The 25,471-nt window shown below is 40.8% G+C and carries 21 protein-coding genes and 1 riboswitch; of the genes, 14 read left to right on the top strand and 7 right to left on the bottom strand.

The features are described 5' to 3' along the window. The first annotated feature begins 10 nt into the window (after positions 1–10). The gene (locus R2B72_RS14160; protein ID WP_318617288.1) at positions 11–1,582 is read left to right on the top strand and encodes a BCCT family transporter; all 1,572 of its coding nucleotides are present in this window, start codon (positions 11–13) and stop codon (positions 1,580–1,582) included. A gap of 446 nt (positions 1,583–2,028) precedes the next feature. Then, positions 2,029–2,112: riboswitch (cyclic di-GMP riboswitch) on the top strand. Between the two features lie 558 nt (positions 2,113–2,670). Here R2B72_RS14160 and R2B72_RS14150 read toward each other — a convergent pair. The 4 genes from R2B72_RS14150 to R2B72_RS14135 all read right to left on the bottom strand — a co-directional run bounded on the left by R2B72_RS14150 (position 2,671) and on the right by R2B72_RS14135 (position 5,518). Then, positions 2,671–2,889 (bottom strand): DUF2922 domain-containing protein, encoded by a 219-nt coding sequence (locus R2B72_RS14150; protein WP_318617286.1) that lies wholly within the window; start codon positions 2,887–2,889, stop codon positions 2,671–2,673. Between the two features lie 40 nt (positions 2,890–2,929). Then, positions 2,930–3,148, bottom strand: a complete 219-nt coding sequence (locus tag R2B72_RS14145) for a DUF1659 domain-containing protein (protein ID WP_318617285.1) — start codon at positions 3,146–3,148, stop codon at positions 2,930–2,932. Between the two features lie 939 nt (positions 3,149–4,087). After that, on the bottom strand, positions 4,088–4,951 hold the full coding sequence (locus R2B72_RS14140; protein WP_318617283.1) for a YitT family protein: 864 nt from the start codon (positions 4,949–4,951) through the stop codon (positions 4,088–4,090). Positions 4,952–5,023: 72 nt separating this feature from the next. Beyond that, a complete protein-coding gene (locus tag R2B72_RS14135) occupies positions 5,024–5,518 on the bottom strand; it encodes a sigma-70 family RNA polymerase sigma factor (protein ID WP_318617310.1) in 495 nt (164 codons plus the stop codon). Between the two features lie 251 nt (positions 5,519–5,769). Between R2B72_RS14135 and R2B72_RS14130 the strand changes: the two genes are divergently transcribed. From R2B72_RS14130 to R2B72_RS14110, 5 genes are all read left to right on the top strand, one after another. Beyond that, complete coding sequence (locus tag R2B72_RS14130) at positions 5,770–6,267, top strand: competence protein ComK (protein ID WP_318617282.1); 498 nt, start codon at positions 5,770–5,772, stop codon at positions 6,265–6,267. Between the two features lie 118 nt (positions 6,268–6,385). Then, a complete protein-coding gene (locus R2B72_RS14125; protein WP_318617281.1) occupies positions 6,386–7,264 on the top strand; it encodes an ROK family protein in 879 nt (292 codons plus the stop codon). Positions 7,265–7,381: 117 nt separating this feature from the next. Further along, positions 7,382–7,936: a TetR/AcrR family transcriptional regulator gene (locus R2B72_RS14120; protein WP_318617279.1), complete on the top strand. Its 555-nt coding sequence runs from the start codon at positions 7,382–7,384 to the stop codon at positions 7,934–7,936. Positions 7,937–8,196: 260 nt separating this feature from the next. Next, positions 8,197–9,525, top strand: coding sequence for an MATE family efflux transporter (locus R2B72_RS14115; protein ID WP_318617309.1), 1,329 nt, complete (start codon positions 8,197–8,199; stop codon positions 9,523–9,525). A gap of 602 nt (positions 9,526–10,127) precedes the next feature. Beyond that, complete coding sequence (locus R2B72_RS14110; protein WP_318617278.1) at positions 10,128–11,519, top strand: S41 family peptidase; 1,392 nt, start codon at positions 10,128–10,130, stop codon at positions 11,517–11,519. Between the two features lie 55 nt (positions 11,520–11,574). Here the strand turns inward: R2B72_RS14110 and R2B72_RS14105 are convergent, their stop codons facing one another. After that, on the bottom strand, positions 11,575–11,703 hold the full coding sequence (locus R2B72_RS14105; protein WP_318617276.1) for a sporulation histidine kinase inhibitor Sda: 129 nt from the start codon (positions 11,701–11,703) through the stop codon (positions 11,575–11,577). Between the two features lie 293 nt (positions 11,704–11,996). Here R2B72_RS14105 and R2B72_RS14100 point away from each other — a divergent pair, with 293 nt between their 5' ends. Beyond that, on the top strand, positions 11,997–12,683 hold the full coding sequence (locus R2B72_RS14100; protein WP_318617275.1) for a hypothetical protein: 687 nt from the start codon (positions 11,997–11,999) through the stop codon (positions 12,681–12,683). 44 nt (positions 12,684–12,727) lie between these two features. On the opposite strand, the gene R2B72_RS14095 is transcribed toward R2B72_RS14100, so the two are convergent. After that, positions 12,728–13,876, bottom strand: coding sequence for a polysaccharide deacetylase family protein (locus tag R2B72_RS14095; protein WP_318617274.1), 1,149 nt, complete (start codon positions 13,874–13,876; stop codon positions 12,728–12,730). A 187-nt stretch (positions 13,877–14,063) separates the two neighbouring features. Between R2B72_RS14095 and R2B72_RS14090 the strand changes: the two genes are divergently transcribed. The 4 genes from R2B72_RS14090 (at position 14,064) to R2B72_RS14075 (ending at position 21,323) form a co-directional block, all read left to right on the top strand. Then, on the top strand, positions 14,064–15,650 hold the full coding sequence (locus tag R2B72_RS14090; protein ID WP_318617273.1) for a transcription antiterminator: 1,587 nt from the start codon (positions 14,064–14,066) through the stop codon (positions 15,648–15,650). A 78-nt stretch (positions 15,651–15,728) separates the two neighbouring features. Further along, positions 15,729–15,995 carry a phosphocarrier protein HPr gene (locus tag R2B72_RS14085; protein WP_318617272.1) on the top strand — a complete coding sequence of 89 codons (267 nt, stop codon included), beginning with the start codon at positions 15,729–15,731 and terminating at the stop codon, positions 15,993–15,995. After that, positions 15,995–17,710: a phosphoenolpyruvate--protein phosphotransferase gene (gene ptsP, locus R2B72_RS14080; RefSeq protein ID WP_318617271.1), complete on the top strand. Its 1,716-nt coding sequence runs from the start codon at positions 15,995–15,997 to the stop codon at positions 17,708–17,710. The genes R2B72_RS14085 and ptsP overlap by 1 nt, the downstream gene beginning before the upstream one ends. A 775-nt stretch (positions 17,711–18,485) precedes the next feature. Then, positions 18,486–21,323 (top strand): S-layer homology domain-containing protein, encoded by a 2,838-nt coding sequence (locus R2B72_RS14075; RefSeq protein ID WP_318617270.1) that lies wholly within the window; start codon positions 18,486–18,488, stop codon positions 21,321–21,323. A gap of 54 nt (positions 21,324–21,377) precedes the next feature. Here the strand turns inward: R2B72_RS14075 and R2B72_RS18695 are convergent, their stop codons facing one another. Beyond that, a complete protein-coding gene (locus tag R2B72_RS18695; protein WP_412177859.1) occupies positions 21,378–21,608 on the bottom strand; it encodes a DUF6612 family protein in 231 nt (76 codons plus the stop codon). A 225-nt stretch (positions 21,609–21,833) separates the two neighbouring features. On the opposite strand from R2B72_RS18695, the gene R2B72_RS14070 reads away from it, so the two are divergent. The 3 genes from R2B72_RS14070 (at position 21,834) to R2B72_RS14060 (ending at position 25,470) form a co-directional block, all read left to right on the top strand. Next, positions 21,834–22,475 carry an NEAT domain-containing protein gene (locus tag R2B72_RS14070; RefSeq protein ID WP_318617269.1) on the top strand — a complete coding sequence of 214 codons (642 nt, stop codon included), beginning with the start codon at positions 21,834–21,836 and terminating at the stop codon, positions 22,473–22,475. Between the two features lie 23 nt (positions 22,476–22,498). Next, positions 22,499–24,364, top strand: a complete 1,866-nt coding sequence (locus tag R2B72_RS14065; protein ID WP_318617268.1) for an NEAT domain-containing protein — start codon at positions 22,499–22,501, stop codon at positions 24,362–24,364. A gap of 194 nt (positions 24,365–24,558) precedes the next feature. Beyond that, entirely contained in the window at positions 24,559–25,470 is a 912-nt protein-coding gene (locus R2B72_RS14060) for an NEAT domain-containing protein (protein WP_318617267.1), read from the top strand. Position 25,471: the final 1 nt, after the last annotated feature.

The following is a 25,471-nucleotide window of genomic DNA, read 5'->3' as shown; positions in this document are numbered from 1 at the left end:
GGGAATAGATATGACAAAACAAGTTGATAAATTATTAATCTCTTTAAGTGTTGCACTTGTACTTGTTGTCGTAGGATTTTTATATTTTCAACCGACCCAATCTCAAGCTACTGCAAATGTTATTTTTGGGAAAATGACAGAATGGTTTGGTTCAGGTGCTCTATTATTTACATTTTTAGGATTTTTGCTACTTGTTTTTGTTGCATTTAGTAAATTCGGCAAAATCCGCTTAGGAAATACCACACCTGAATACTCAACCTTTAAATGGATTTCAATGATGATTGCTTGTGGATTAGGATCTGCTACAGTTTATTGGGCATTTATTGAATGGGCTTACTATATTGGAACTCCGGGACTCGGCATTGAACCAAATTCTCAAAGAGCTTTTGAAATGGCATTACCTTATAATATGTTTCACTGGGGTTTTAGCGCATGGACCTTATATGCGTTAGTTGGAGTTCCAGTTTGTTACCATTTTTACGTTCGGAAAAATCAAGGACTTAGTTTAAGTTCGATTATTAGCTCAATAACTGGAATTAAGCAAAATGGGGTTATTGGGCGAATTGTTGATATCATGTTTATCTTTATTTGCTTTGGCGGTTTAAGCATAACATTGGGTGTTTCAGTTCCGTTAGTGAACGAAGTGCTAAGTAGTGTACTTGGAATTGAACCATCATTTATGATGAATATCATATTAATTCTGGTTATCTCTATCGTTTATTCATTAAGTTCTTATATTGGTTTACAAAAAGGAATGGCCCGAATTTCAAATTGGACGACGAAATTAGCGATAATTTTATGTATCGGTGTTCTAATCACTGGGCCGACCTTTTTTATCATCGCAAATAGTACGAATGCCATCGGGTTAATGTTGCAAAACTTTGTACAAATGAGTTTGTTTACAGATCCAATCGGTCAATCTGGATTTCCACAATCATGGACAATCTTTTATTGGTTATATTGGATAACATATGCACCATTTACAGGGATTTTTATTGCAAAAGTTTCAAAAGGTCGAACGCTTCGTTCCGTTATTTCGAATACATTAATTAGTGGTAGTGTAGGTTGTTTCTCCTTCTTTGGTATTATTGGCAGTTTAACAATCGATCGACAATTAACAGGAGTGGTTGATGTTGTTGGGATGTTAGGAGCGGGCAAGGATAAGGGTGCGATTATTGAAGTGTTACAAACATTACCTCTAAGTAGTATTTTCATGGTTCTATTTTGTGTTGTTTCTCTTTTATTTCTTGCTACTACATTGGATGGAGCGGCATTTACAATGGCTTCCACTGCAACCCCGAAATTAAAAGAAAACGAAGAACCACATCCGATGCACCGTCTTTTCTGGTGTGTAATGTTAGCATTAGTACCATTAACAATGATCTTTATCGGTGCGAATTTGAATACGATTAAGACAAGTGCGATTATAACGGGTGTTCCGGTCATCTTTATCATGATTGTCATGATTGTTGGATGGTTGAGGTGGATGCAAAAAGACTTCGGTCATATTCCAGCTGATAAAATTGAGCAAATATCTGTCGCTGGAATTAGACAGGCGGGAGAAGACGAATTGAAAGAATAATAATGGGTACAAGCATTCCAAATTACGTAAAAACATGATACCCTACATCGATAGTAAAATGAAAATATCCGAATGTCGTCTGATTGAGGCGACAAACCCGGATATTTTTATTTTTAATATTACCGCAACCGCAATAGAATAAAAACAGTAGTTGTATGAAGCATATAGGCGGTTAGCGGTGGTTTTTATGCGTCAAAGAATATCATTAAAGTTTTCAACAGTTTCGCAAAAGCATCCAACGAACGGCGTAATGTCCAACAAACCAAATCGTGTGAGTAATTAGTAACGGATAAGGATACATTGTCAGTGTAATTTTTTTGGTGCCAGGTACTTATTGATTCCCGAATTGTCTTAGAGCCTAGTACCTAGTACTTGGAATTAATTGAAAATTGGACATATGGTACTATATGCCTCATTGGATATTTGAGATATACTACTTGTAGTTTAACGTATGAGGGCAAAACTATTGAAAAGTAGTGACGCAAAACTAAAGGGGCTAACGATCATATCTATGCCAGCCAGTTGCCATAACGGACCTCCGTACGAATATTGACCAGGGGACGGTAATGTTTACATGCGTAAATTAGCAACCATCGGGTTTATTTGGCATTCTTTACGGTATCGCTATCATTATGTTATTATCCAGGATTGTTTGTGCAATGAAATAAAAAAGCAGATAAACAGGAAAATGGATTATCATCTGACGAAAATAAGGCAACTTGAGGCACTCAAATGAGTGCTTTTTATTTTGGGGTTCTATAATATTTGTCGAGGTGACGTTGCACCGACACCCAGGGAACCCTTTGAAGGTCGCAGAGGAGGTTACTTTTTTACACATTGATTAAAAAACGCCGAGATTTGATTCACAAAAACTGGCCCATTCACTTTATTTTCAATGAAAGAAGTACATCGTGTATCGCGACGAGTTTTGTTTCGAGCCGGTGCAAGAGATAGAATGATACGAATATCAGAAAGCCGATTTCCTGTATGAGATTCATCCTCTGTTCCATCCCGTTTTCTCCTCTCTGTGATGAACTAAAAAAAACGGTTCCCCAGTCAGAAAACTGAGGAGCCGGTTTTGCAGTTAGTTATGCCTGTACGAGTTCATTCACATTACGCTCGACGATACGAGCGCCTTTTGACGTTTCAAGTGGTGATCCTTCCACTACGAACACGCCTGATGCGATAATTTCCTGCATCGCGTTCTCCACGGCTGATGCCGTTAAATCTGCACGGGGTTCATCCACCGTCAGCATCACCTTTTTGCCGGCTGCTGTACTGAAATTCAATTGCAAGACTTTTGCCATCCTCCATCCCTCCTTTCTTCGTCAAATTGCCCTTTGCCAATTAGTTAATGACGTTAGATGTTTCCACTTTCTCTGCACCGATAAATGGAAAATCTGATAACTGCGCAAGTTGCTCGAGCGCTTTGTATAAGCTGTCCGCATCTGCGTTTTTCGCGATGTTACGGTACGTCTTCGATTTACGAATCAGTTTGCCGTCTTCCGTCAAGCCGCCATCCAAGTAAACCCGCCCAACTGCCTGTTTAAATTCGATTGTCACCATGTCATCACCTCCTCTCACCCTTTATATAGAAGGGAAGGAGGAAAAGGGATACATGATCCGAAGTTTTGTTGAAAATGTTTTTGTATGTCTTTGTGTCAAGTATAGGTAGCTTTTATTTGTGTCGATATAGGTCGAAATATACATGAAAATATATATTTTAACTTTCTGATAAAAAGTAGTAGGAAAATAAGCATATTGAATGTATAATGTGGATACAATATTCTAATAAATCGCAACGTTATTATTGCTTATATGGGGGGGATTCTCATCAGAAAATGGTTTGGGAAAATGAAGTGTAAGCTGACAGGTTATCATCGGATGTGTTATCACTCGAATTCTTGTATTCGTTGTGGACATGTTCGGAAAAACGGCTAAGAATTTCAGGTGCGAAACTACTCAGATAATTCATTACGATTGTATAATGATGAAATTCAGACCAGACAAGTTGACGACTGTCTGGTTTTTTCTTGCGTTCAGTTAGATTTGCCGGTGCCACTTATACAAGTAGTGTGTCAGTAAGCAACGTTCGTGCGAGAATGCAACGAATTCCTAGAACTAAACAACGCAAGCTGCGGACCTTGCAACGTTTTGCGGGAAGTAAGTAACGTTCGTGCAAGTATGCAACGAATTCGCGGAACTAAACAGCGCACGCTGCGAACCTTGCAACGTTTCGCCGAAACTAAGCAACGTTCGTGCGAGTATGCAACGAATCCGCGGAACTAAACAACGCAAGCCGCTAACCTCACAACGTTTCGCCGAAAGTAACCAACGTTCGCGCGAGAATGCAACGTATTCGCAGAACTAAACAACGCAAGCCGCCAACCTTGCAACGTTCCACCGGAACTAAGCAACGTTCCGCTAAAACTAACCAACGTTTCTCTCGCCAACCCCTCCAACAAAATAAAAAAATCACCCCCTTCACATAGAAGAGGGGTGATTTTAATGTATCGGCACCTTAAACTGTCCGCCATGTACTTCTTGGGCAGCCATGATTGTGACGAAGGCATTTGGGTCTGTTTCATAGACAATTGTCTTCAACTTGGTGATCTCCAAGCGTGTGACAACGACGTAAATTACGTCTTTTTCTAGATTACTATAACCGCCGTAGCCTTTTAGATTGGTGACACTTCTACCTAGGCGATGACTAATGGCATTGCCCATTTCCTCAAATTCATCAGAAATGATGATGACCGCTTTTGTTTCATCCAACCCTTGAATGACTGCGTCGATTGTTTTGGAGGCGATGTAATAAGTCAGGATGGAGTACATCGCATGCTCCCAGCCAAGTACAAAACCGGCCCATCCGAAGATGAAGATATTGAAAAACATCACAAATTCCCCAACGGAGAAAGGAATTTTCCTCGTCAATAAAATACCGAGTATCTCCGTACCATCCAAAGCCCCACCATTACGAATAACAATCCCAACACCAGCACCTAGCAGTAAACCGCCAAAAACAGCTGCTAACAGTGGGTCTGTCACAAAAGGACCGACTGATTTAAGAGGTGCTTCAATGAGTGCTAATGCGATAATGGCAAAGGTAGATGAGATGAAGAAGTTTTTGCCGATATATTTATAACCGGAGAACAGAAAAGGTAAGTTAATAACAAGAATTAAAATACCAAATGGAATACCGGTAATAAAGTTGAGAATGAGTGAAATCCCGATGATGCCGCCGTCAATGATGGAGTTAGGCACCAAAAATAATTCGATGGACGCCGCGGCCATAGTAGCCCCCAGCATCATAAAAATAAAACGAAATACCAAGTGTAAGCGCGATTCTTTTTTATGCTCTTTTTTCATAAGTAACAGACAATCCTTTGTCGATAGATTTGTACCTATCTAATAATAACCCTTCTTCTCCTTTCGTGTAAACTACTGGTACTTGTCATGTGCCAACAAATTCCTCAATTTAACCAACATGCGCTCTCTACGTTTTTTAATGCCAGCGACTGTGATACCGTATCGGGTAGCGCATTCTGCAAGGGAGAGTCCTTCGACAAATAACCAATGGACGAGTTCGAGTTCGGCGTTGGACAATAAAGCGAGTGCCTCGGCGAGACCGTCAGACCATTCACAGTCCGAAAAAATGGTTAGATCTACGACGTTTTCGACTAATTCATCTTCCATTGGCATATTATGCTCTTCGAATCGGCTTTCTTTTTTCAATTCATCCAACATGGCGCCACGTATACTGCGGAAAGCAAATGCTGTGAAATTCCCTTTGTTTTCATCAAAGCGATGCCATGCTTGCCATAAGGCGACGCGGCCTGCTTGTCTATACTGTTCGTGGTCACGATAGATATTCAATTTTCGAATTGAGGCAGAAATCATCGGTTCATATTGCTCTAATACATCTTCAAAAATCATCAAGTTGGCGGCCTTCCCGACCGTGCACGATGCTTTGTATTCCCGGGTGACTTCATCGTAGTGCATTAGAATTAGAGACACCAATGCACATTTGTGATGTTTGAAGCGCCAAACAGTATGTAAGATATGAACCTCTGTTACGTATGTGACAATTTAATCCATAATACTCCATATTTTTGGTGAATTTAGTCTATTCAAATAGAAGGGAGAATGGTACTGTAGATATATAATCGCAAAAGGGGGATTTTGTATTGCTACACTGTGATTCTTATTTGATTGACACACGAACATTGGCGCTAGAATCAGTTTTCACTGGAGATTACAAATCAAAAATCATTACAACCCATGGCAATTATTTTTCCAAACTATCACCGCATCAGTTACTTAACAAGGCCTGTCTATATCATTTTTCGACGATGAAGGGCCGTATTCAAGCCGCGACAATTCTTTTAAATTATGACAAGAAGCCACCATTTCTTATTGCACCCAATGAATTAGGTGTGTGTCCAACCGCATCACCTCAAAATGCCGATTGTGTGTGGCTATTTAATCATCGTTATACGGTGACTGAAGTCGGGAAAGGCCAATCAATTGTGACATTCATGGAAGGCACTTCTATTTATGTGAAAGCCTCCAGACATACGATTTTAAAACAACAGCTACGCTTACACGCTTTATTGAACATTTCGTCTCTTATGGGACGTGAAAAGAAAATTTATATCGTTAAGAAGGAAGAAATGATGATTTGACAAGACTGGGCCTGGCGTTGATGTCGGGCTTTTTTTATTGTAATTTTCAGATGACTTAATAACTTTGCTGTATTACAATGAAAGAATAATAGATGTTAAAATCGGAGGAGAACTGGGCATGGAATACATACTTGCTGCTGATATCGGCGGAACTAAACTAGCAACAGCTCTATTTAAAGTAGATGGTACATTAGTCGTTGCGAATGAAATAAAAAGTGAAAAAAATGATGGTGAAAAGTTACTGCAATCATTAATCGATTCATTCAAGGACATTTGCTCGAATGCGGGTATAGCGATTGCTGATGTTATAGGCATTTCAGTTGGATTGCCGGGCATTATTGATGTGGAAAAAGGGATAGCGATCTTGCAAAATAACTTGCCTTGGCGGGATTTCCCACTAAAGGATCGACTAGCTACCGAGTTTCCAAATATGCCTATCGTCGTGGACAATGATGTCTATATGGCGACATGGGGGGAGTACAAGGCCCGCGAGTTTACAAAGGAAATGTTTGTCTATATGACATTAAGTACAGGGATTTCCAGCTGCTCGATCCATAACAGTACGTTTTTACGTGGAGCCGGTATGGCGGGGGAAATGGGTTTTAATTTGACGGATAAGCCTGGTATAACGCTGGAATCACTTGTTTCTGGCCCTGCTATGGAAGAGAGAGGCAGACGGGTGTTTGATAATCCGACGCTAACGCTGAAAGAAATGATGGAAGGCTATTACCAAGGCGATGAACAAGTTTTACCGATTATTAACGAAGCTGTGACTACGTTAGCGAAAGCAGTCTATCATATTATCGTTGCTGCAGATCCACATTGTATCGTCCTTGGTGGCGGCGTCTTTAATCACCATCCGAAGCTGGTCGAAGCTGTGCGTCAAGAGGTCGCGAGCTATCTGACTCATCCGCTATTGCAAGGGAAAGAACAACGCATTGAAGCAAGCCGATACAAAGGCGAAGCTGGAATACGTGGTGCTGCTAGTCGGTTTTAATGTGTAAAGTGAAAGAAGGGGTGCGTGTCGTTATACTAGACAAACAGCCCTTTTATTATATAGGATTGAACTAGTAAAACTGTAAATGTGTTCAGAGTTTTTAGGGGGGATTAGAGGTTGAAGACACGCATCATCAATGCTTTTATTGAGGAAACGCGAAATAATGGCATCAAGTTTACGATGGATGATTTGGCGAGGCGGCTTGGCATTAGTAAGCGTACGCTTTATGAGCATTTTTCATCGAAAGTCGATATTTTAGACTCCATTATAGACATCACACTTGCCGAGTTCGACGAACAGACACGTCGTATCCTGAATGATCCTGCACTGAACTTGTTGGGGAAAATTCGTAAAGTTATTGCTGTCGTACCGGAATATAATGAGTTTTACGACCTGCGTATTTTAGAACAGCTGAAGCGCTCTTACCCTGCACAGTGGGAAAGGGTCAATCGTGAGATGCATCAGTGGGATGATCTAAAGGAGCTTCTAGAAGAAGGAATGCGCACGGGTGTTATTAAAAAGGGCAATATCGATTTGTTAATGAGATTAATCATTGATGCTACCAATACAACGATGGATCGGCAGTTTTTTTTAGCGAATAGCATTTCTGTGACAGAAGCATTTGAGACGATTGTGGATGTTTTATTGACGGGAATGGTGCAAGAGCAGTAAAAATGGGAATACTGGCACTGTAGTTGCCAGTTTATTTTTTGATTGAATAAAACTTAAAAAACTAAAATCGTTTTCTTTGGATCAACAGGGAATTCAACTCCCTGTTGATTAGTGGAACGCAGGCTAAGGTCGCCACGTCCTGTGGCAACGCCTGCATGACCTACAAGGAAGGATGCAGTTCAATCCTTTCCCCCTGTAGTCCTTAAGCGCAATTGATTTGTTTTCCGAAAACGATAAAAAGATAAGGAATTGAAATGGATATGAAAAAAGAACAAGCTGTCAATCGTTTGGATACGGATCCTGTTGGTAAGTCGTTTTTCAGGTATTTGATTCCTTCGATGGTCGGGATGCTGTTGATGGCTATCAATGTTGTGGCCGATGGCATTATGGTTGGTAACCGCTTAGGTCCGACTGCGCTTGCTGGAGTAGGTATCGCGGGACCTGTTTATACTTTATTTGTAGCAATGTCGCTATGGATTGGAATCGGTGCGGCGACTCGTTACTCAGCGGCGATGGGTGCGAAAAATCCTGGCGAAGCACGTGTCATTTTTTCGCATGCCATCATTGCTATATTTGCTTTCACAACAATTATTGGTTTATCCGCCTATTATTTTAGAACGGAAATTGCCTATTTTTTAGGCGCAAATGCTGATACATTTCCATACGTTACGGAATATATGAATGTTTTATTGCTGTTCGGATTTGTTTTCACGGTTGAAAATGCACTGAGTATATTAGTTCGAAATGATGGAGGACCCAATTTATCAATGATTGCATTGGTCACTTCAGCTATTGTCAATATCGGTTTGAATTATATTTTCTTATTCGTGCTCGATTTAGGTGTGACGGGTGCGGCTATGGCAACGATTATCGGGGCATTTGTTGGACTTGTACTATTGAGTACACATTTTTTCCGTAAAAAAAGCAATCTGCGTTTTGTCCGTTTCAAGTTCAATCGTAAGCTTTTCCTGCTCATCACTATTATTGGATTCCCTAGTTTTCTTGCGGAGGTGGGGATTTCAGTCTTTACGATTTCGCATAATGTTACGTTTGAACATATGGCCGGAACCGCGGGTGTCTCCGCCTTTACTATATTGAATTATGTGCATAGTGTCATGTTGCTGCTCTTTTTAGGCATGGGGTCTGCGATTCAACCGCTCATTAGTTATTACAAGGGTGCGAAAGATGAAGCAAGGATGAAAAAGACTGTTCGGATGGCGATTGGAACCGTTGTTGGGGCAGGCATATTATTCTTCCTCATTGGGCTATTTGCAGCGGGGCCGATTGTCGGCTTGTTCGGTGATTTCCCTGAAGAGGTCATGGAATATGCGATTCCAGGCATTCAGCTATTTTTCATCGCTTATCTTTTCATGGGCACCAATTTTGTTATGATGACGTATTACCAATCCATCGGACAAATTCGGATGGCAACATGGATTACAGCATCACGAGAAATCGTGATTTTGCTCATTTTACTGATGATTCTTCCACGCTTATTTGGTTTAACAGGCGTCTGGCTGGCAATACCCGTATCAGAGCTGTTTGTGCTCTTGACGATTTTTATTTATCATCGAAAGTGGAATAGTTAAAGTGGCTAAAGAAAAGGCGGCGGGTTCTCATTGAGAATCTGTCGTTTTTTTCGGGGAGGTGTAGCATAGTTTCCCCTGAAGGTCGTCGAGTTTGCGGTTTAGGTCGCTCAGTTTCACCTCGGGGTCGTCCAGTTTGCCCAGGGTCGTCGAGTTTACGGTCAAGGTCGCTAAGTTTCACCTCGGGGTCGTCCAGTTTGCCCAGGGTCGTCGAGTTTGCGGTCAAGGTCGCTAAGTTTCACCTCGGGGTCGTCCAGTTTGCTTAGGGTCGTCGAGTTTGCGGTCAAGGTCGCTCAGTTTCACCTCGGGGTCGTACAGTTTGCTTAGGGTCGCCGAGTTTGCGGTCAAGGTCGTACAGTTTCACCTCGGGGTCGTACAGTTTGCTTAGGGTCGCCGAGTTTGCGGTCAAGGTCGTCCAGTTTCACTTCGGGGTCGGACAGTTTACGGTCAAGGTAACCCAGCTTCGCCAAAGGGTCGCTCAGTTCCCGAGCCAGACGTCATCACCTCCGAAAAAAATGTGTATACATATAAAGATTATTCATTAATATGAAAATGAATAGTATAATAAAGAAATAGTTACGCAGACGAGAGGGGGAATCATAATTTTGAAGAACAATAGTAGATGGTTACTGCCTTTATTCGCAATGTTATTTGTCTTATTACCATTCGCAGCATCAGCGTCGGCATCGGCAGAGCCGCTTGAGGATATTCGGCAACTTATCCGTAATTATTATGTCGATGATGTGCCAGAATCGGTATTACAGCAAGAGACGGCGCAGGAGATTACAAAGCATTTAGATCCCTATTCTGTCTATATGAGTGCGAAGGAATACCAAGGTTTTGTCAACGGAATAGAGCAGCGAATTATTGGTATCGGTGTTGTACTGAAAGAAGATGTTAAGGGCATTAAGGTGACGTCTGTCATTCCGAAAGGGCCAGCAGAACGGGCGGGCATCCAACCTGGCGATGTGATTACGCATGTAGAGGGACGGGGTCTTGTTGGTAAGTCAGTTCAGACTGCGGTGTCTTGGATTGGTGGTCCGGAAAGTACTACGGTCAGTCTTGTACTTGAAAGAGCAGGGCAAACGAAGCCGATAACGATGAGTATTACACGAGAAGTCATTACGATGGCGAATGTCGAGTCGACTATGCTTGGTGGTAATATCGGTTATATTCGCCTGAACAGTTTTGCAACTGAATCTGCAACAGAAGTCAATCAGGCCATTCAATCGTTGCCTAGCGCTGAAGGATGGATTGTAGATTTGCGCAATAACGGTGGCGGCTATATAACCGTTGCACAGGAAATGACGGGATTTTTCCCGAAAGCAGTAGGCGCTTTTCGAATAAAGGAAAAGCAAGGTAAGCCAATCTCCTATAAAGCGATTGCTCAGCCAAATAAGTTTTCGGCACCCACTCATTTGTTGATAAACGCCTATAGCGCGAGTGCATCAGAAATGGTTGCGGCAGCAGTGAAAGAGCAAAAGTTGGCTACTTTATATGGTCAAACAAGCTACGGCAAAGGTACGATGCAATCGATGTTCGACTTTACGGATGGCAGTGTCTTGAAATTAACGACTGCCAGATTTTATTCCCCAGGTGGTCAGGCTGTTGATAAAATCGGTGTGAAGCCAGATGTGATAACAGAAAAAGAAGCTGAACTAGAAGTCTCGCATCATGCTCAATTAGTCGGAAAATGGCAGGGCTATAAAGCGTTTCCGAAACTATCGAAAGTTGCTACAACTAAGAAATTTACAGTTGAAATGAATGCTGCAATGAATTGGAACAATCTCGACAAAGGCGCTGTTCAGCTCATTCAATTAGGCGGGGCAGAAAGTGCAGTAACAATTGAAGTAACAGATGATCGCACATTAACTGTCACCCCGAAAAAACCGTTAGTATCAGGCGAATCATACGTTCTCGCTATCCATCCACGTTGGAAAGGCAACAACGACCATTCAATGAAGCAAGGAATTTATGTGGATATAACGGTGAAATGAAAAGCGGCAGGCTCTCATGCGTTTAGTGAGAACCTGCTGCTTTTTTGAAAGTAAATTAAATTTTGACAAGTAATGAGCGACGGCGAATTTCAGCTTCTAGTAAATTAATAAAAAGAGGATTAAGATTGGAGGCTTTTGCTTTTGCATAGGACTGAATTAGTAAGTCATCGGGTAGTTTACTCATCTGAGATTTCACCTCCAATTTAGTAGTGTACGTCGTCATAAAATCAACCGTGAATGCATAAAGTGATAAGTAATAATGATCTACTCTTAATCTATCAAAAAAGAACATTTAGAACAACCGTTCTTTTGTCCACAGCGAACGGGGGATAAGCTGTGGTTAAGTTGTTTATAAGGGTTGTGGATACATAGGGTGTAATAGTTACAATGTTTATAAACTTATCCACAGTCGTGGAAAACGAGAATTTTGTCGAACGATTCTTTGTATTAATTGCTAAAAATGGGGGGAGGAAAGACTTGTATTGTATACATTGTGGACATCATCAAAGGGAAGGGAAGTTTTGTGCGAGCTGTGGGACTGTCATTGGAGATAGATTGGCGGGGGTAATGGAAACGAGGGCTGTGAAATTGAAGCCGCAATCGAGTGGCTATGCTAAAAAGATGCAAGCCCTATCGACGCAGTACTGGCGTTATGTTGTGAAGTATTTGAAGCGGCCTGTTGAAATATTTGAAGCAGGCGAAAAGGAGTTCAGCCATGGACTTGTCACGATTGGACTGCTAACGATTGTTGCCGGGCTTGCCAAAGATTTGGAATCACCTTCATTGTTAGCGATTGGCGGTGCAATCGCGTATGCCATCTTGGCGATGATGATTGTCCTCGGTTCATTGTATATAACGGTGTTGTTTGTAGGACCTGAACAATCCATCAAAAAGCTTGTTAGTATTTATGGCACACATCTTATCTCATCCATTATCCTCGTAGTCATCGCATACCTACTTCTTCTATTAAAAGTAACCACCATCGGAAACCTACTTCTCCTATTCGCCCTTCTATTTACATTATTGCTTGTTCCGCTATACATACTGACAAAACTGTTGAAACAAGATACATCAATCATTGATCCGTTATATAGCCTTGTTGTGTATGTTGTCATTTTCGGCATCATCTCCTCGGTTTGCTACGTGGTTTTTGGCAATAGATGATGAGATACAACAAGCCCCTCAAAGTTTATGAGGGGCTTGTTAATTTATTTACCTTCTAACTTATCGGCAAAGTTTTGTAGTGTCATGCTGGAATGGACGCGCTGCCGTTTTAATTCGAACAGGGGGTCGCCTTGAAAAACGTTGCCCTCGTCAATGGTATAGGCGCTCGTTAGTCCGACCGATTGTAAGGCGCTGATAGCTTCGGGACCCCGTTTACCATATGGATAAGCTAAAGTGGTCACACGGTAGTTATAGCCGAGAATCTCTTCAATGGAGCTATTTGCTTGTTCAAGGTCATGAAAGATTGCCGACTCTGTTTCATGTTGGAGAAGGCTCGTATTCGTTTGCGAATTAAACATATGGAATGCGTGTGTGTGACTTTGATAGGAAAAGACATCCTGTGTTTGGATCATACCAAGCTCAGAAACGGTGTTTGGTCGGTTAATACGACTTGTGATCAGGAATGATGTCGCTTGGAATCCATGCGCTTTCAAAATGGGATAAGCCAAATCGATGGTCGATTGGTAGCCATCATCAAATGTGATGAGGACCGATTTTTTAGGTAGCGTCGTCTTTTTGGCTACCCATTGTTCTAATTGCTGCGGCGTGATGGTTGTCCAGCCGTTGTTCTTCAAGTAGTCCATTTGCTTTTTAAACTTTTCAATTTCCAATGTAGACGTATTGTCGTCTGTTTTTGTGCGCAAAATATCGTGATACATTAAAACGGGAATGCCTGCTTGGATATGCAGCTGATTCTTATGTATATATCCGGTTTTCCCACCCATGATAATTGGGAAATAGTCTCCCTTTAATCGTTGTACTTGAATGGTCATATTTGGTTGAATTTGTCCAACGATAGTTGCATTTTTTGTTGGGCGATCAACAATTTGTACATACGTCGATGTTTTAGCTCTTACAGGATGCGCACCTTTCCAGCTTTCGGGTTGCTCTTTGGTGACCTTCCCTTTTTTCTTTGAAAATTTAACTTCGTCATTGCCGATCACTGTGTAGTAATAGAGATCTGATTCTTTCATCACGGTATGAGAAGTGCCTTTTTGGAAGACCGCTACCTTCTGCTTTTCATCGAAAACAGGGGTTGTTTCGGTAATCTTAATGGACTTAATGGCAGAGGCTTCGGAGAAAGATGGAAATGCAATGACGGCTAATAGTAGTAGTGCAACTAATTTCTTCAATTTAAAATATGCTCCTTCAGTCTTGTTTCTATCTATATGATAAAGAGAAACAAAGGAACTAGCAAGAGCGGTATGGCTACGTGAGTTTGAGCACAGTGATGTACAAAGTGTTTCCGATAAATTGTGATGAAAGAGTGTGCAACATTTGGATTTATTGTGATATACTAAACAAGAAGGGAGGGTAAGTATGCAGCTCGATAGTCGTAGTCGTATGATTTTTGATGAATTGATAGGGAATCCTAGCACTACTAGCAAAGAGTTAGAAGCAGGATATAGTTTAACTCGCAGGCAGTTAGGGTATAGTTTCGATAAAATCAATGACTGGCTACAAGCTAAAAGTCTTCCGATTATTGAACGAACTAGGCAAGGGCATTTCATTATCGACCATTCCATTTTTCTAAACTATGGAAGTGGTGCAACGATTGCATCATCAGAATTGACGATTATATCTGAAACACAGCGCGTTCAGATGATTATCCTGATGCTTCTCAGTAAGCAAGAGGAACTTTCCCTTTTTCATTTTACGAAAGCATTAGACGTGAGTAAAAACACCGTGTTAAGCGATTTAAACGAAGCGCGAGCTTGGGTGGAAGAATATGACCTTGTGATTCGTTATTCGCGCAGAGAAGGCTATCTGTTGGAAGGAGAAGAGTTTTCCATTCGAAGGCTCTTGATCAATACGATTTATAAAGTATTAGCAACTCCGAACGGAAAAAAGCAACTCAGAGAATTAGCACATATTCAAGAAATAGAGTTGGAAGAGCTAAGGGTTCGACTCGAAAAGATTGAAAGAAAATTGAATTTAAAGTTTGCGGATGAAGAAATAGAAACGCTGCCGTATTCTCTTTTACTCGTTTTACGTAGAGTGAAGGATAACGAAATAGAAACATCATTTTCTATTCAATACGAGGAATTATCGGATACGAAGGAGTATCAAGCGACCGAAGAAATTTTGTTCGACATGCAAGATATCCCCGTACAAGAGCGCTTATTTATCACTTTGCGACTGTTGACAACGAATGTCTATTGGTCCGAAGCGCAATCGGAAGAACCCATTCCTAATTTAGCTCAAGCGTTGGATGAAATGCTGTGTTTGTTTGAAACGAGTGCGGTTGTTAAATTGCAGGATCGTCAACAATTATTAAATAGAATATTACTTCATTTAAAACCAGCATATTATCGCATTAAATACCAGCTAACTGAAATGAATGATGTAGGCTACGCGCTCATGAAAAATGAGTATAAGGAATTGTATCATTTGGTCAGTCAATCGACAAAGCCACTTGCCGCATTAATTGGCAGTGCAATTCCAGACAGTGAAATGGCCTATTTAACGATGTTAATCGGCGGCTGGTTAAGGAAACAAGGCGATAATTTACAAGAAAAGGTTAAGGCGATTGTTGTTTGCCCAACCGATATTGCAGTTCCGTGGGTTATGTTTAATGAATTACGTGAGCTATTTCCGGAATTTATATTCCTGGATATCGTATCGCTTAGGGAGCTTCATGATTCCAATCTCGATTACGATATCGTATTCTCGCCGTTCTTTTTGGAAACAGATAAAAGGCTGTATCTAGCCAATTCGTTCCTTAAATATGAAGATAAATCTCGTCTGCGGAAACAAGTACTGTTTGATTTGCATGGTTATATTCCATCTGAAGTGAATATACATGACATGATCACAATTATGAAAAAACATGCAGTGATTCATGATGAACAGTTGCTGACAAGAGAATTGCAGCAGTACCTCAATCGGCTAGGTAAAAATAAGTAACGAAGTTTGTATTTTGGCAATAAAAAAAGTATTCTAAGGATAGAATTATCAATTATAAAATGAGGGAGTTTGATTAAGATGGTTGAACAACAATTTACGGTAACAGATAAAGCAGGTATTCACGCACGTCCGGCAGCAATGTTAGTAAGTGTAGCAAACAAATTTGTATCAGATGTCAACCTAGATTATGCTGGGAAAAATGTTAACCTGAAATCTATTTTAGGGGTTATGTCTTTAGGGATTGGCTTTGGCGAAACGTTCAAACTAAATGCTGATGGCGCGGATGCACAGGCTGCTGTTGATGAGTTAGCGAAAACATTGAAAACTGAAGGACTGGCAGAATAATGAGCTTGTTAAAAGGAATTGCTGCATCAAGTGGTATTGCCATTGCAAAAGCATACTGTTTAGTTGAGCCTGATTTATCCTTTAGCAAAAAGACGATTGAAGATAGTGCGGCTGAAGTCGCACGTTTTCAATCGGCACTTGCCATTTCTAAAAGCGAATTGGAAGCCATTCGTGATATCGCTGAAAAAGAACTAGGTGCAGATGACGCAGCCATTTTTAATGCGCATGTTTTAGTATTAACAGATCCAGAGTTAATTGGACCGATTGAAGAGAAAATTACAGCGGATAACGTTAATGCTGAATTTGCTTTGAAAGAAACGACAGATATGTTCATTATGATGTTTGAGCAAATGGATAGTGAATATATGCAAGAACGTGCGGCGGATATTCGAGACGTTACGAAACGAGTGCTGTCACATTTACTTGGTGTTAAAATGGTTAACCCAAGCATGATTTCTGAAGAGGTCATTGTCATTGCAGAAGATTTAACGCCGTCAGATACTGCACAGTTAAATCGTCAATTTGTCAAAGGCTTCACGACAGACATCGGCGGAAGAACATCCCATTCCGCAATTATGGCTCGCTCGTTAGAAATTCCAGCTGTTGTCGGCACACAAGAATCGACAAAGTTAATTCAAGACGGTGATCTAGTCATTGTCGATGGATTAAATGGAGAAATACATATTAATCCTAACGCTGAAGTGGTTGCTACCTACGAAAGTAAACAGCAACAATTCGAGCAGCAAAAGGTAGAGTGGGCCAAGCTGGTCAATGAAAAAACGATGACAGCTGATGGCCATCAGGTTGAATTGGCTGCTAACATCGGTACGCCAGAAGATTTGGTAGGCGTTGTCAATAATGGTGGAGAAGGCGTTGGACTCTACCGCACTGAGTTTTTATATATGGGTAGGGACAAGCTACCAACAGAAGAAGAGCAGTTCGAAGCCTATAAAAAAGTTCTTGAAGGAATGGCGGGTAAGCCAGTTGTTGTGCGTACGCTTGATATCGGTGGAGACAAAGAACTGTCTTACTTACAATTGCCTGAGGAAATGAATCCATTTTTAGGTTTCCGCGCTATTCGTCTATGTTTAGAAGAGCAAGAGATTTTCCGCACGCAACTACGCGCATTGTTACGGGCAAGCACATTCGGTAACTTGAAAATTATGTTCCCGATGATTGCAACACTCGGTGAATTCCGCCAAGCAAAAGCAATTTTGGAGGAAGAGAAACAAGCGCTACTTGCAGCGGGCACAACGATTGCAGATCATATCGAAGTCGGCATCATGGTGGAAATTCCATCGACTGCTGTTCAAGCGGATGTATTTGCGAAAGAAGTCGATTTCTTCAGCATTGGAACAAATGATTTAATTCAATATACGTTTGCAGCAGACCGTATGAATGAACGCGTTTCATACTTGTACCAACCTTATAACCCTGCAATTCTACGCCTAGTGAAGATGGTTATCGACGCTGCTCACAAGGAAGGCAAATGGGCTGGCATGTGTGGAGAAATGGCAGGCGACGAAATCGCTGTACCATTATTGATTGGCCTAGGACTCGACGAATTCTCAATGAGCGCTACGTCGATCCTACCAGCACGCACACAAATTAAGAATTTGAAGAAGAGCGATATGGTTGAACTTGTGAATGAAGCACTTCAGATGGGAACAGCTGAAGAAGTTGTGGAAGCAGTTAAGGCACGTACTAGTTTGTGAAATTGAATATGGCGAGCAGTATCCTTGGAGTGATTAATCATTCGGGGGTACTGCTTTTTTTGTGTGGTGGATTATTGAGTGTTGCATAGTTTGTTTGGAGTGTTGTTTAGTTCGTTGGGAGTGTTGCATAGTTCGGCGGAAACGTTTCGAGGAAAGCTGGCTACGTTGTGAACTTTCCGGAACGTTGTTTAGTTTGTAGAAAGTGTTGCATAGTTTGGGGGAAACGTTGTGAGGAAAGCTGGCTACGTTGTGAACTTTCCATAACGTTGTTTAGTTTGTAGAAAGTGTTGCATAGTTTGGGGGAAACGTTGTGAAGAAAGCTGGCTACGTTGTGAACTTGCCGGAACGTTGTTTAGTTTGTAGAAAGTGTTGCATAGTTCGTGGGAAACGTTGTGAGGAAAGCTGGTAACGTTGTGAACTTTCCGGAACGTTGCTTAGTTTGTAGAAAGTGTTGCATAGTTCGTGGGAAACGTTGTGAGGAAAGCTGGTAACGTTGTGAACTTTCGGGAACGTTGTTTAGTTTGTAGAAAGTGTTGCATAGTTTAGCGGAAACGTTGTGAGGTGGGCTGGCTACGTTGTTACCTTCTATAAAAGCATTACATACTTCCCCCGCGCGCAAAAGCCAACCATCCCCCCTCCTATTATTCTAGTAAATAGCAAACAACCAAAAATTGGACGCTAATAGAGACTGGCTACCATGCTACTATAAAAGGTGCAAGAAGCAAGGTACATAAACGGTACCATTTCTACTTATTCACGGGGAGGAAATTAATTCATGACTAATAATCACTCAGCAAAATATAAGAAGTTTTTCGTAGGGGCGGCATCTGCTGCGCTAGTAGCAACGGCAGTAGCACCAGTAGCAAGTGCGAAAGATTTCAATGATACAAAAGGCAACACGCATGAAACAGCAATCGATGCACTATCTGATGCAGGAGTTATCACTGGTTACCCAGATGGCTCATTCCTACCAAACAAAACATTGACACGTTCTGACGTTGTTAAATTGATGGGTAAATGGTTAGTAGCTGAAGGATATAAAATTCCAGCAGACTACAAAACTAACATGCGTTTCACTGATTTGACTGCAAAATCAAATGATGAACTATTACAATATGCGGCAGTTGTGAAAGACAACAAAGTATTCAATGGTAGTAACGGTCGTCTATTAGCTGGCGACAACATCACACGTGAAAACATGGCAGTCGTCCTTGTACGTGCGTTTGATCAAGTACATGACATGGATCTTGTCACTTACGTTAAAGCACAAGACTTCAAAAAAGACGTTATTGACCTAGGAAAAGCGAAAGCAGAAGCACGTCCAGCTATCGACGTTCTTGATTTCTTCAATATTACGAACCCAGCTGCACCAAACTTCAACCCTAAAAATACGACAACTCGCGGCCAGTTCGCAACGTTCCTTCATAAATCAATGAACACAGACTACTCTGCTGTAAAAGCACCAAATGCGGATAAAGTAGCAGTAGATGCGGCTGCTAAACAAGTAGTAGCTGGAGCTGTAACAGTTTCACGCGGAGAATTTGCAACGGATGCAAACAAACTTGCAGCAGTTCAAGCGTATGTGACATCACTTGTTACTGAAAAAGATGTAGTTGCAACAGTAGTTGCTGGAAAAACAGCAGGAGACTACGTTGTTACACTTACTAAAGGTGAAGCGAAAGTTGAAAAAACAATTGCTATGACATTTGATTTTGCAGCAGACGATCGCTTTGTTACTGAAGTAAATGCATTGAATGCTACACAGGTTGAAGTGAAATTCAGCGTTGCAGTAGATGTAAATGATATTGCTGGGAAATTAACAATCCAAGGTGTAACATTCACCAAGCAATCTTTATCAGCAGATGGCAAGGTTCTTACAGCGACTGCTAGTGAGCAAATTGACGTTGTCAAAGCAACTGTGAATGTTGATCCAATTAAAACAAAAGCAGATGCGAAAGTAAAAACAGATAAATATATTTCAATGATGACTTACAAAGATGTAGTAGCTCCAGTGATTGCAAGTGTTGAGTCGACTACAAATGGCAAAATTGCAACAAGTTTGACTATCAACGTTTCAGAACCAATTAAAGGTACTGGACTTGTAAAAGTTAATGGTACTTATGTAACAGCAAACTTCACAGGTAGCGATAAAACTACAATGACAGTTGATGGACTTTCGCTTGAAACTGGAAAAACGCACGTTGTTGAACTTATTAACATCGAAGATTTAGCTGGAAACAAAACAGTTTCAACTTCAGCAAACTTCACAGTGAACGTTGATGCAACTGTACCAGCAGCTACACTTGCTGCACAAGGTGAAAAAGGAATCCTTGTTACTTTCAATAAATCAATGGACAAAGCTTCTGTTATCGAAGCATTGAAAAATGGCGCAGTAAAAGATGAAGCATTGAATGCTGTATCAACAGGCACAGTAACAGCTGTAAACGATACACAGTTCCTAATTCCAGTAACTAAAACAGCGATTTTTGCCGATAAAGCTAGCCGTACGTTCACGGTTGTATTGTCAGATGCTATTAAAGATAAATTAGGCAACAAAATTGCTGCGACTACACAAAATGTTACGCTTACAAAAGACACTGTGAAGCCAGTAGCAACAGGCTATAAAGTTATGAAAGATAACGACGGTAAAGTGACGGCAGTTGAAGTGAACTTTAGCGAAGGTCTAGCTGTTACGCCACTTACTTTACCAACGATTGTCAATGAAAATGGTGTTGCTGTTCCAAACACGGGAGCGAATGCTTTCTTAGGTGGATTAACGGCTAAACCAGTAACAGTTGGAGCTACAAAAGTAGTTTATGAAGCGAAGAAACCTGCTAAAGTATCTGGCAAATTCACATTCTCATTTGCAAAAGAATTAGTATCTGACCAAGCAGAAACTGCTAACAAATCAAATGCATTCAACTATACAATTGACTTTGGTCAAGTAGAAACAGAAACTACATTCTCTGTTACTTCAGCCGAAGCAACAAACAATGCGATCACTGTTACATTCCCTGAAGCAGTTAAAGGTGGAGCAGTTGCAAACTCTGCAACAGACCTAGCTAACTATACATTGGCAGGTAAACCATTAGCGGCTGGAACAACGATTACATTAGATGCTACACAAAAAGTAGCAACGATCACTTTACCAGCAGAATCTGTGGACAAAGATGATCAAGCAGTGATCTTTACAGTTGCTAACATCCAATCTACAACTGGTAAAGCATTGAACACATATACAGGTACAGTAACTGTTGCAGACAACATGGCTCCAGTACTTGTCGGTGCAAAAGCTATTGACAATAAAACAATTGAATTGACTTATAATGAAGCCGTTCAATTAGCTGTTGGCAATGCAGGCGCTGATTTCACAATCATGCAAGGAACAACGGCTGTTATTTTAAAAGATGCAGCGTGGGAAGCTAAAGAAGTATCTGGTGTCCCGACAAAAGTGAGACTTACAATTGTCGACAACATTGTTAATGGTGCAACTGTACTAGACTTAACAAAAGAAATGACAATTGAAACAAAAGTATCGACATTAATTACAGACAAAACTTCAGCTAAAAACACTCAAAAAGCAGGCGTTAAAGTAGCTGTTACAAAACCATAATAATCTACACCAAAAAGCGGAACAAGGCTCCTAACGAGCTTGTTCCGCTTTTTACTATCCTAATTTCGTTGCTTCTAGCTCTATTAATGAATTAAAGTAGTCATCTATGCTAATGGTATTTCTGATGATATCAGCAGGAACTGTAATTTCTTTTATAGCGTTAAAGTTGCTGTATACACCAGTGATATTTTGTTTGATTGAAAGTGAATCTTCTCCCATCTCAATTGTAAGGTGGGTAATGCTGGATGTAGTGAGTGGAACCGATGTTTTTAGGGCGTAGCGCACTTAGATTGCCTTCTTAACTCCCCTAAAAATCCGTGACATCCGCCGGAGACTTTATCTGATGAAATCAAATAAACAATGTGAACAGTTTGTGAAAGGTCTAAGGACTCGTTGACATTAGTATTCTATCAGTTATTATTAGGAAGAGTTATTCACTGATAATCATTCTCAATATATATAGGTTGAGTGTGGAAAAAAACCTTATTAGGAAGGGAGTGAGAGGGAAGTTTGCCTACTGCAAAGTTCGTTGGAAGTAAAAAGGTATCGTTTGTGAAGAAAATGGTTGCGTTGTCATTTGTCGCGGCTGTACTAGGGTGTTTGTTAGTTGTTATTCAACTACCAGAAGCTGTTGCCGCTGATTTTTCAAACGGTACATATGTTGTTGAGTACGAGATGCTACAAGCTGACAATGATTCTGTATCCATTGCCAATGATTATTTCGAGAAACCAGCGACACTTACTGTCGATAACGGTGATCAGTATATACAATTCACCGTGAACCGTAGTAAATGGGTTAAAATTCTCGCAGCTGCCAATGGAGAGTCATTTGTCGACGTGGATGTTGTGAGTGAAGATGCCGAAAATGATCAACGGGTCATTGCGTTTAAGGTGGATGGTGATATTTCACAGCCTGTACGGATGCAAATGCATGTCGTGATCGAAGATATGGTGCCAGCGTATGACCATAAATATACCGTTCGTTTGGATTTTGACTTGGAGACGATGCAGGAAACAGACGCACCTGCTGTTGTTGTTCCATCAATCGTTGATGAGGGAACGGAAAGTAAGGCATGGATATATGCACTTATGGCAGCACTTGCCGTAGCTATTATTATCACTATACGTAAATTTAGTTCATCCAAAAAATAATGCACTAATAAAGGAGTAATCAAATGAAGAAGCAAATTATGATGTTATTATCAGCACTACTTGTAGTATTTTCAGTATTCCCAGCACTTCCATCTCAAGCAGCAAAAGTAACGAAACAAGAAGTTGAGGTAGCATTTGACGTATTGAAAGCAGATAGCGATGACAAGTCTACTGCGGGCGACTTTGTAAAAAGTCCAGCTAAGATTGTTATTGAAGACGGCAAGACATTTGCATACGTGACACTAGAGCAAGCAAAGTTTTGGCAGTCGCTAAAAGTTCAGGCAACACAACCAGGTACATTCAAAGAAGCTAACTTTGTAGATGCAGTAGTCGTGAGTGAAAATACGAAAGCGGATACTAGACTTGTTAAATTTGAAGTTCGGGATGTTACAAAAGTATTGAATGTCAAAGCACATATTATTGTAACGGGTATTCCAGGAATCGGTCAGTATGATCATAGTTATGACCTCCGTTTAAAATTTGATGGTAGCAAAATACCTACAACACCAGAAGTAAAACCTGAGGTAAAACCAGAAGTGAAGCCAGGGGCAGTAAAAGATGGTGTATACACAATCGACTTTAAAGCTTTGCATGAAAAAGAAGACAAAGACTCTTCAATGGCAAGATATATCGATGCAGCGGCGGCTCTTACAGTGAAAGATGGTAAAAACCTTGTTGCGCTAACATTAACAAACAATAAACAAATTACTGCATTCCAAGTAGAGCAAGATGGTAAATTTGTAGACGCAACAGTTGAGAGCACAGACGAAAAAGCGAACACACGCGTTGTGTCATTTGAAGTGGCAAACCTTACTGCGATTATGAATTCAAAAGTAACCGTATCTGTGCCAGCGCAAAACTATACAGGTAACCATGTAGTGCGCCTTGCTTTTGATCCAACAAGCATCAAAGCAGTAGTAAAAGAAGAAGTTGAAGAAACGCCAGAAGTAGCAAAAGACGGCGCATTTACAATCGACTTTAAAGCTTTGCATGAAAAGGAAGATAAAGAATCTTCTATGACAAGATATATCAAAACACCAGCAGTGCTTGCAGTAAAAGATGGTAAAAACCTTGTAGCACTTACTTTAACAAACAACGAACAAATTACAGCATTCCAAGTTGAACAAGATGGTAAATTCGTCGATGCGACAGTTGTACACACAGACGAAAAAGCAAACACACGCGTAGTTGAGTTTGAAGTAGCAGACCTATCTGCGATCATGAATGCAAAAGTAACAGTATTCGTAGCAGCAGCAAATCACACGGGTAACTACACAGTTCGTCTTGCATTTGATAAAGCTAGCATCAAGGCGGTAGCAACTGAAGAGGTTATTACATTTACAGACATTGAAAAGTCATGGGCAAAACCGTATATTGAAGCACTTGCAGCTAAACAAATCGTTAAAGGGAAAACAGCTACAACTTTTGCTGCGAACGACGATATTACAAGAGCACAATTTGCAGTGATGCTGTCCCGTGCACTGGAACTTCCGAAACAAGATTTCCAAGGAACATTTTCTGACGTAACACGAGCGATGGACGGAATTGTAGCTGATATTGAAGCAGCAAGCCGTGCAGGTATTATTAAAGGAAATAAAGGCAAGTTTAATCCGAACGAAAAAATTACACGTCAACAAATGGCAACAATGATTATCCGTGCAATTGACTTCAAAAAAGCAACTGCATTAGAGGGCGTAACAAACAAAGTTTCATTTGCAGATACAAAAAATATCACTGCTGATGCGCAAAAATCAATTGACTTGGCAGCAGGTCTTGGCATCATCAGCGGTAAAGAAGTAAAAGGTCAAAAGGTATTTGAACCAAAAGCAAACGCAACACGTGCGCATGCTGTTAAAATGGTTTATTTCCTATTAGAAAAAATTCAATAATTAATCGAACAGCGAAGTGTTCGATTTGCCTTAATTTCTGCGTTCTTTGCGGAAATTAAGGCAGTTGGTCCTGTGACCTCAACGCTTTAATCGACAATAATAGTAATCCCAATGCCGGCGTCACTATACGTAGTGACGCCGGCGTTGTAGCGATTGCCCATGAATATATTCCTTATTAGAGGAGAGATTTTGATTTGAAGAAGAATGTTATTATTATAGTAGCTATGCTATTCATGCTAATAGTCCCTGCAGTAGCCCCACAGGCAGCTTCACCTTATGCCGACGGCGAGTACACAGTGCCGTTTAGTGTGTTAAAAGACACAGGTAGTGAACCTTCTGCAACTGCAGAATATGTTGTTAATCCAGCAAAATTGATTGTCCAAAATGGTAATATGCATGTAATCATGACGTTGAATAACAGCTCATGGTGGCAGTATTTTAAAGTGAACGGCACTGAGGTACAAGTGGTAAGTGAAGACGAGGCTAATGACAAGCGCGTTGTGAAGTTTGAAGTGAAAGACCTCGATCAATTGGTCAGTGCTAAAATTCATATCATTGTTACGGGGATTCCCGGATTTACTTATGACAATAAATACGATATTCGCTTCAAATTTAACAGCACGAATATTCCTTTAGCACCGGTTGTTGAAAAACCGGCACCTACTCCAACAACTAAACCTGCCGAAACAGAAAAAGCGACCTCTACACCAATGCAAAAACCATCTACGAAAGATGAGAAGAAACAAGAAGTAACGCCCAAAGTAGAAGAAAAACCGGCATCAGCTAAAGATGAAGCAGTTAGTCAGAAAACAGAAGTAGCTGCCGTGGAAAAAGGGCAAGCACCAACTGAAACAGTCGAACAAACTGAACCTGTAGATGCCGAAGCTTCAACCATTAAAGAAGATTCTGAAGCAACAGCAAATGAAGATGATGCCAAAGAGGAAGATATAGAAATTGAAGAAGAGCCTGAAGTGATAGAAGAACAGGCGGTTGAAGAAGTTGAGGCAGATTCAACATCGAAATCTAGTCCAATATGGATCTTTATTATTGTTGCAATTGTTCTTGCCGGCGGGGTATTACTATTCACTAGAAAACGAAAATCATAAC

Origin of the sequence: Sporosarcina sp. YIM B06819 (genome assembly GCF_033485175.1) — a bacterium.
In the GTDB taxonomy this organism is placed as follows: Bacteria; Bacillota; Bacilli; order Bacillales_A; family Planococcaceae; genus Sporosarcina.
The sequence above is the reverse complement of the archived record's forward strand: the minus strand, read 5'-3'. Positions and strand labels throughout refer to the sequence as shown.

Excerpts from the sequence above, each read along its gene's own strand:
- R2B72_RS14160 (WP_318617288.1), top strand. The coding sequence starts at position 11 with ATGACAAAACAAGTTGATAAATTATTAATCTCTTTAAGTGTTGCACTT.
- R2B72_RS14150 (WP_318617286.1), bottom strand. The coding sequence starts at position 2,889 with ATGGCAAAAGTCTTGCAATTGAATTTCAGTACAGCAGCCGGCAAAAAG.
- R2B72_RS14145 (WP_318617285.1), bottom strand. The coding sequence starts at position 3,148 with ATGGTGACAATCGAATTTAAACAGGCAGTTGGGCGGGTTTACTTGGAT.
- R2B72_RS14140 (WP_318617283.1), bottom strand. The coding sequence starts at position 4,951 with ATGAAAAAAGAGCATAAAAAAGAATCGCGCTTACACTTGGTATTTCGT.
- R2B72_RS14135 (WP_318617310.1), bottom strand. The coding sequence starts at position 5,518 with ATGATTTTTGAAGATGTATTAGAGCAATATGAACCGATGATTTCTGCC.
- R2B72_RS14125 (WP_318617281.1), top strand. The coding sequence starts at position 6,386 with ATGGAATACATACTTGCTGCTGATATCGGCGGAACTAAACTAGCAACA.
- R2B72_RS14115 (WP_318617309.1), top strand. The coding sequence starts at position 8,197 with ATGAAAAAAGAACAAGCTGTCAATCGTTTGGATACGGATCCTGTTGGT.
- R2B72_RS14105 (WP_318617276.1), bottom strand. The coding sequence starts at position 11,703 with ATGAGTAAACTACCCGATGACTTACTAATTCAGTCCTATGCAAAAGCA.
- R2B72_RS14090 (WP_318617273.1), top strand. The coding sequence starts at position 14,064 with ATGCAGCTCGATAGTCGTAGTCGTATGATTTTTGATGAATTGATAGGG.
- R2B72_RS14085 (WP_318617272.1), top strand. The coding sequence starts at position 15,729 with ATGGTTGAACAACAATTTACGGTAACAGATAAAGCAGGTATTCACGCA.
- ptsP (WP_318617271.1), top strand. The coding sequence starts at position 15,995 with ATGAGCTTGTTAAAAGGAATTGCTGCATCAAGTGGTATTGCCATTGCA.
- R2B72_RS14075 (WP_318617270.1), top strand. The coding sequence starts at position 18,486 with ATGACTAATAATCACTCAGCAAAATATAAGAAGTTTTTCGTAGGGGCG.
- R2B72_RS14065 (WP_318617268.1), top strand. The coding sequence starts at position 22,499 with ATGAAGAAGCAAATTATGATGTTATTATCAGCACTACTTGTAGTATTT.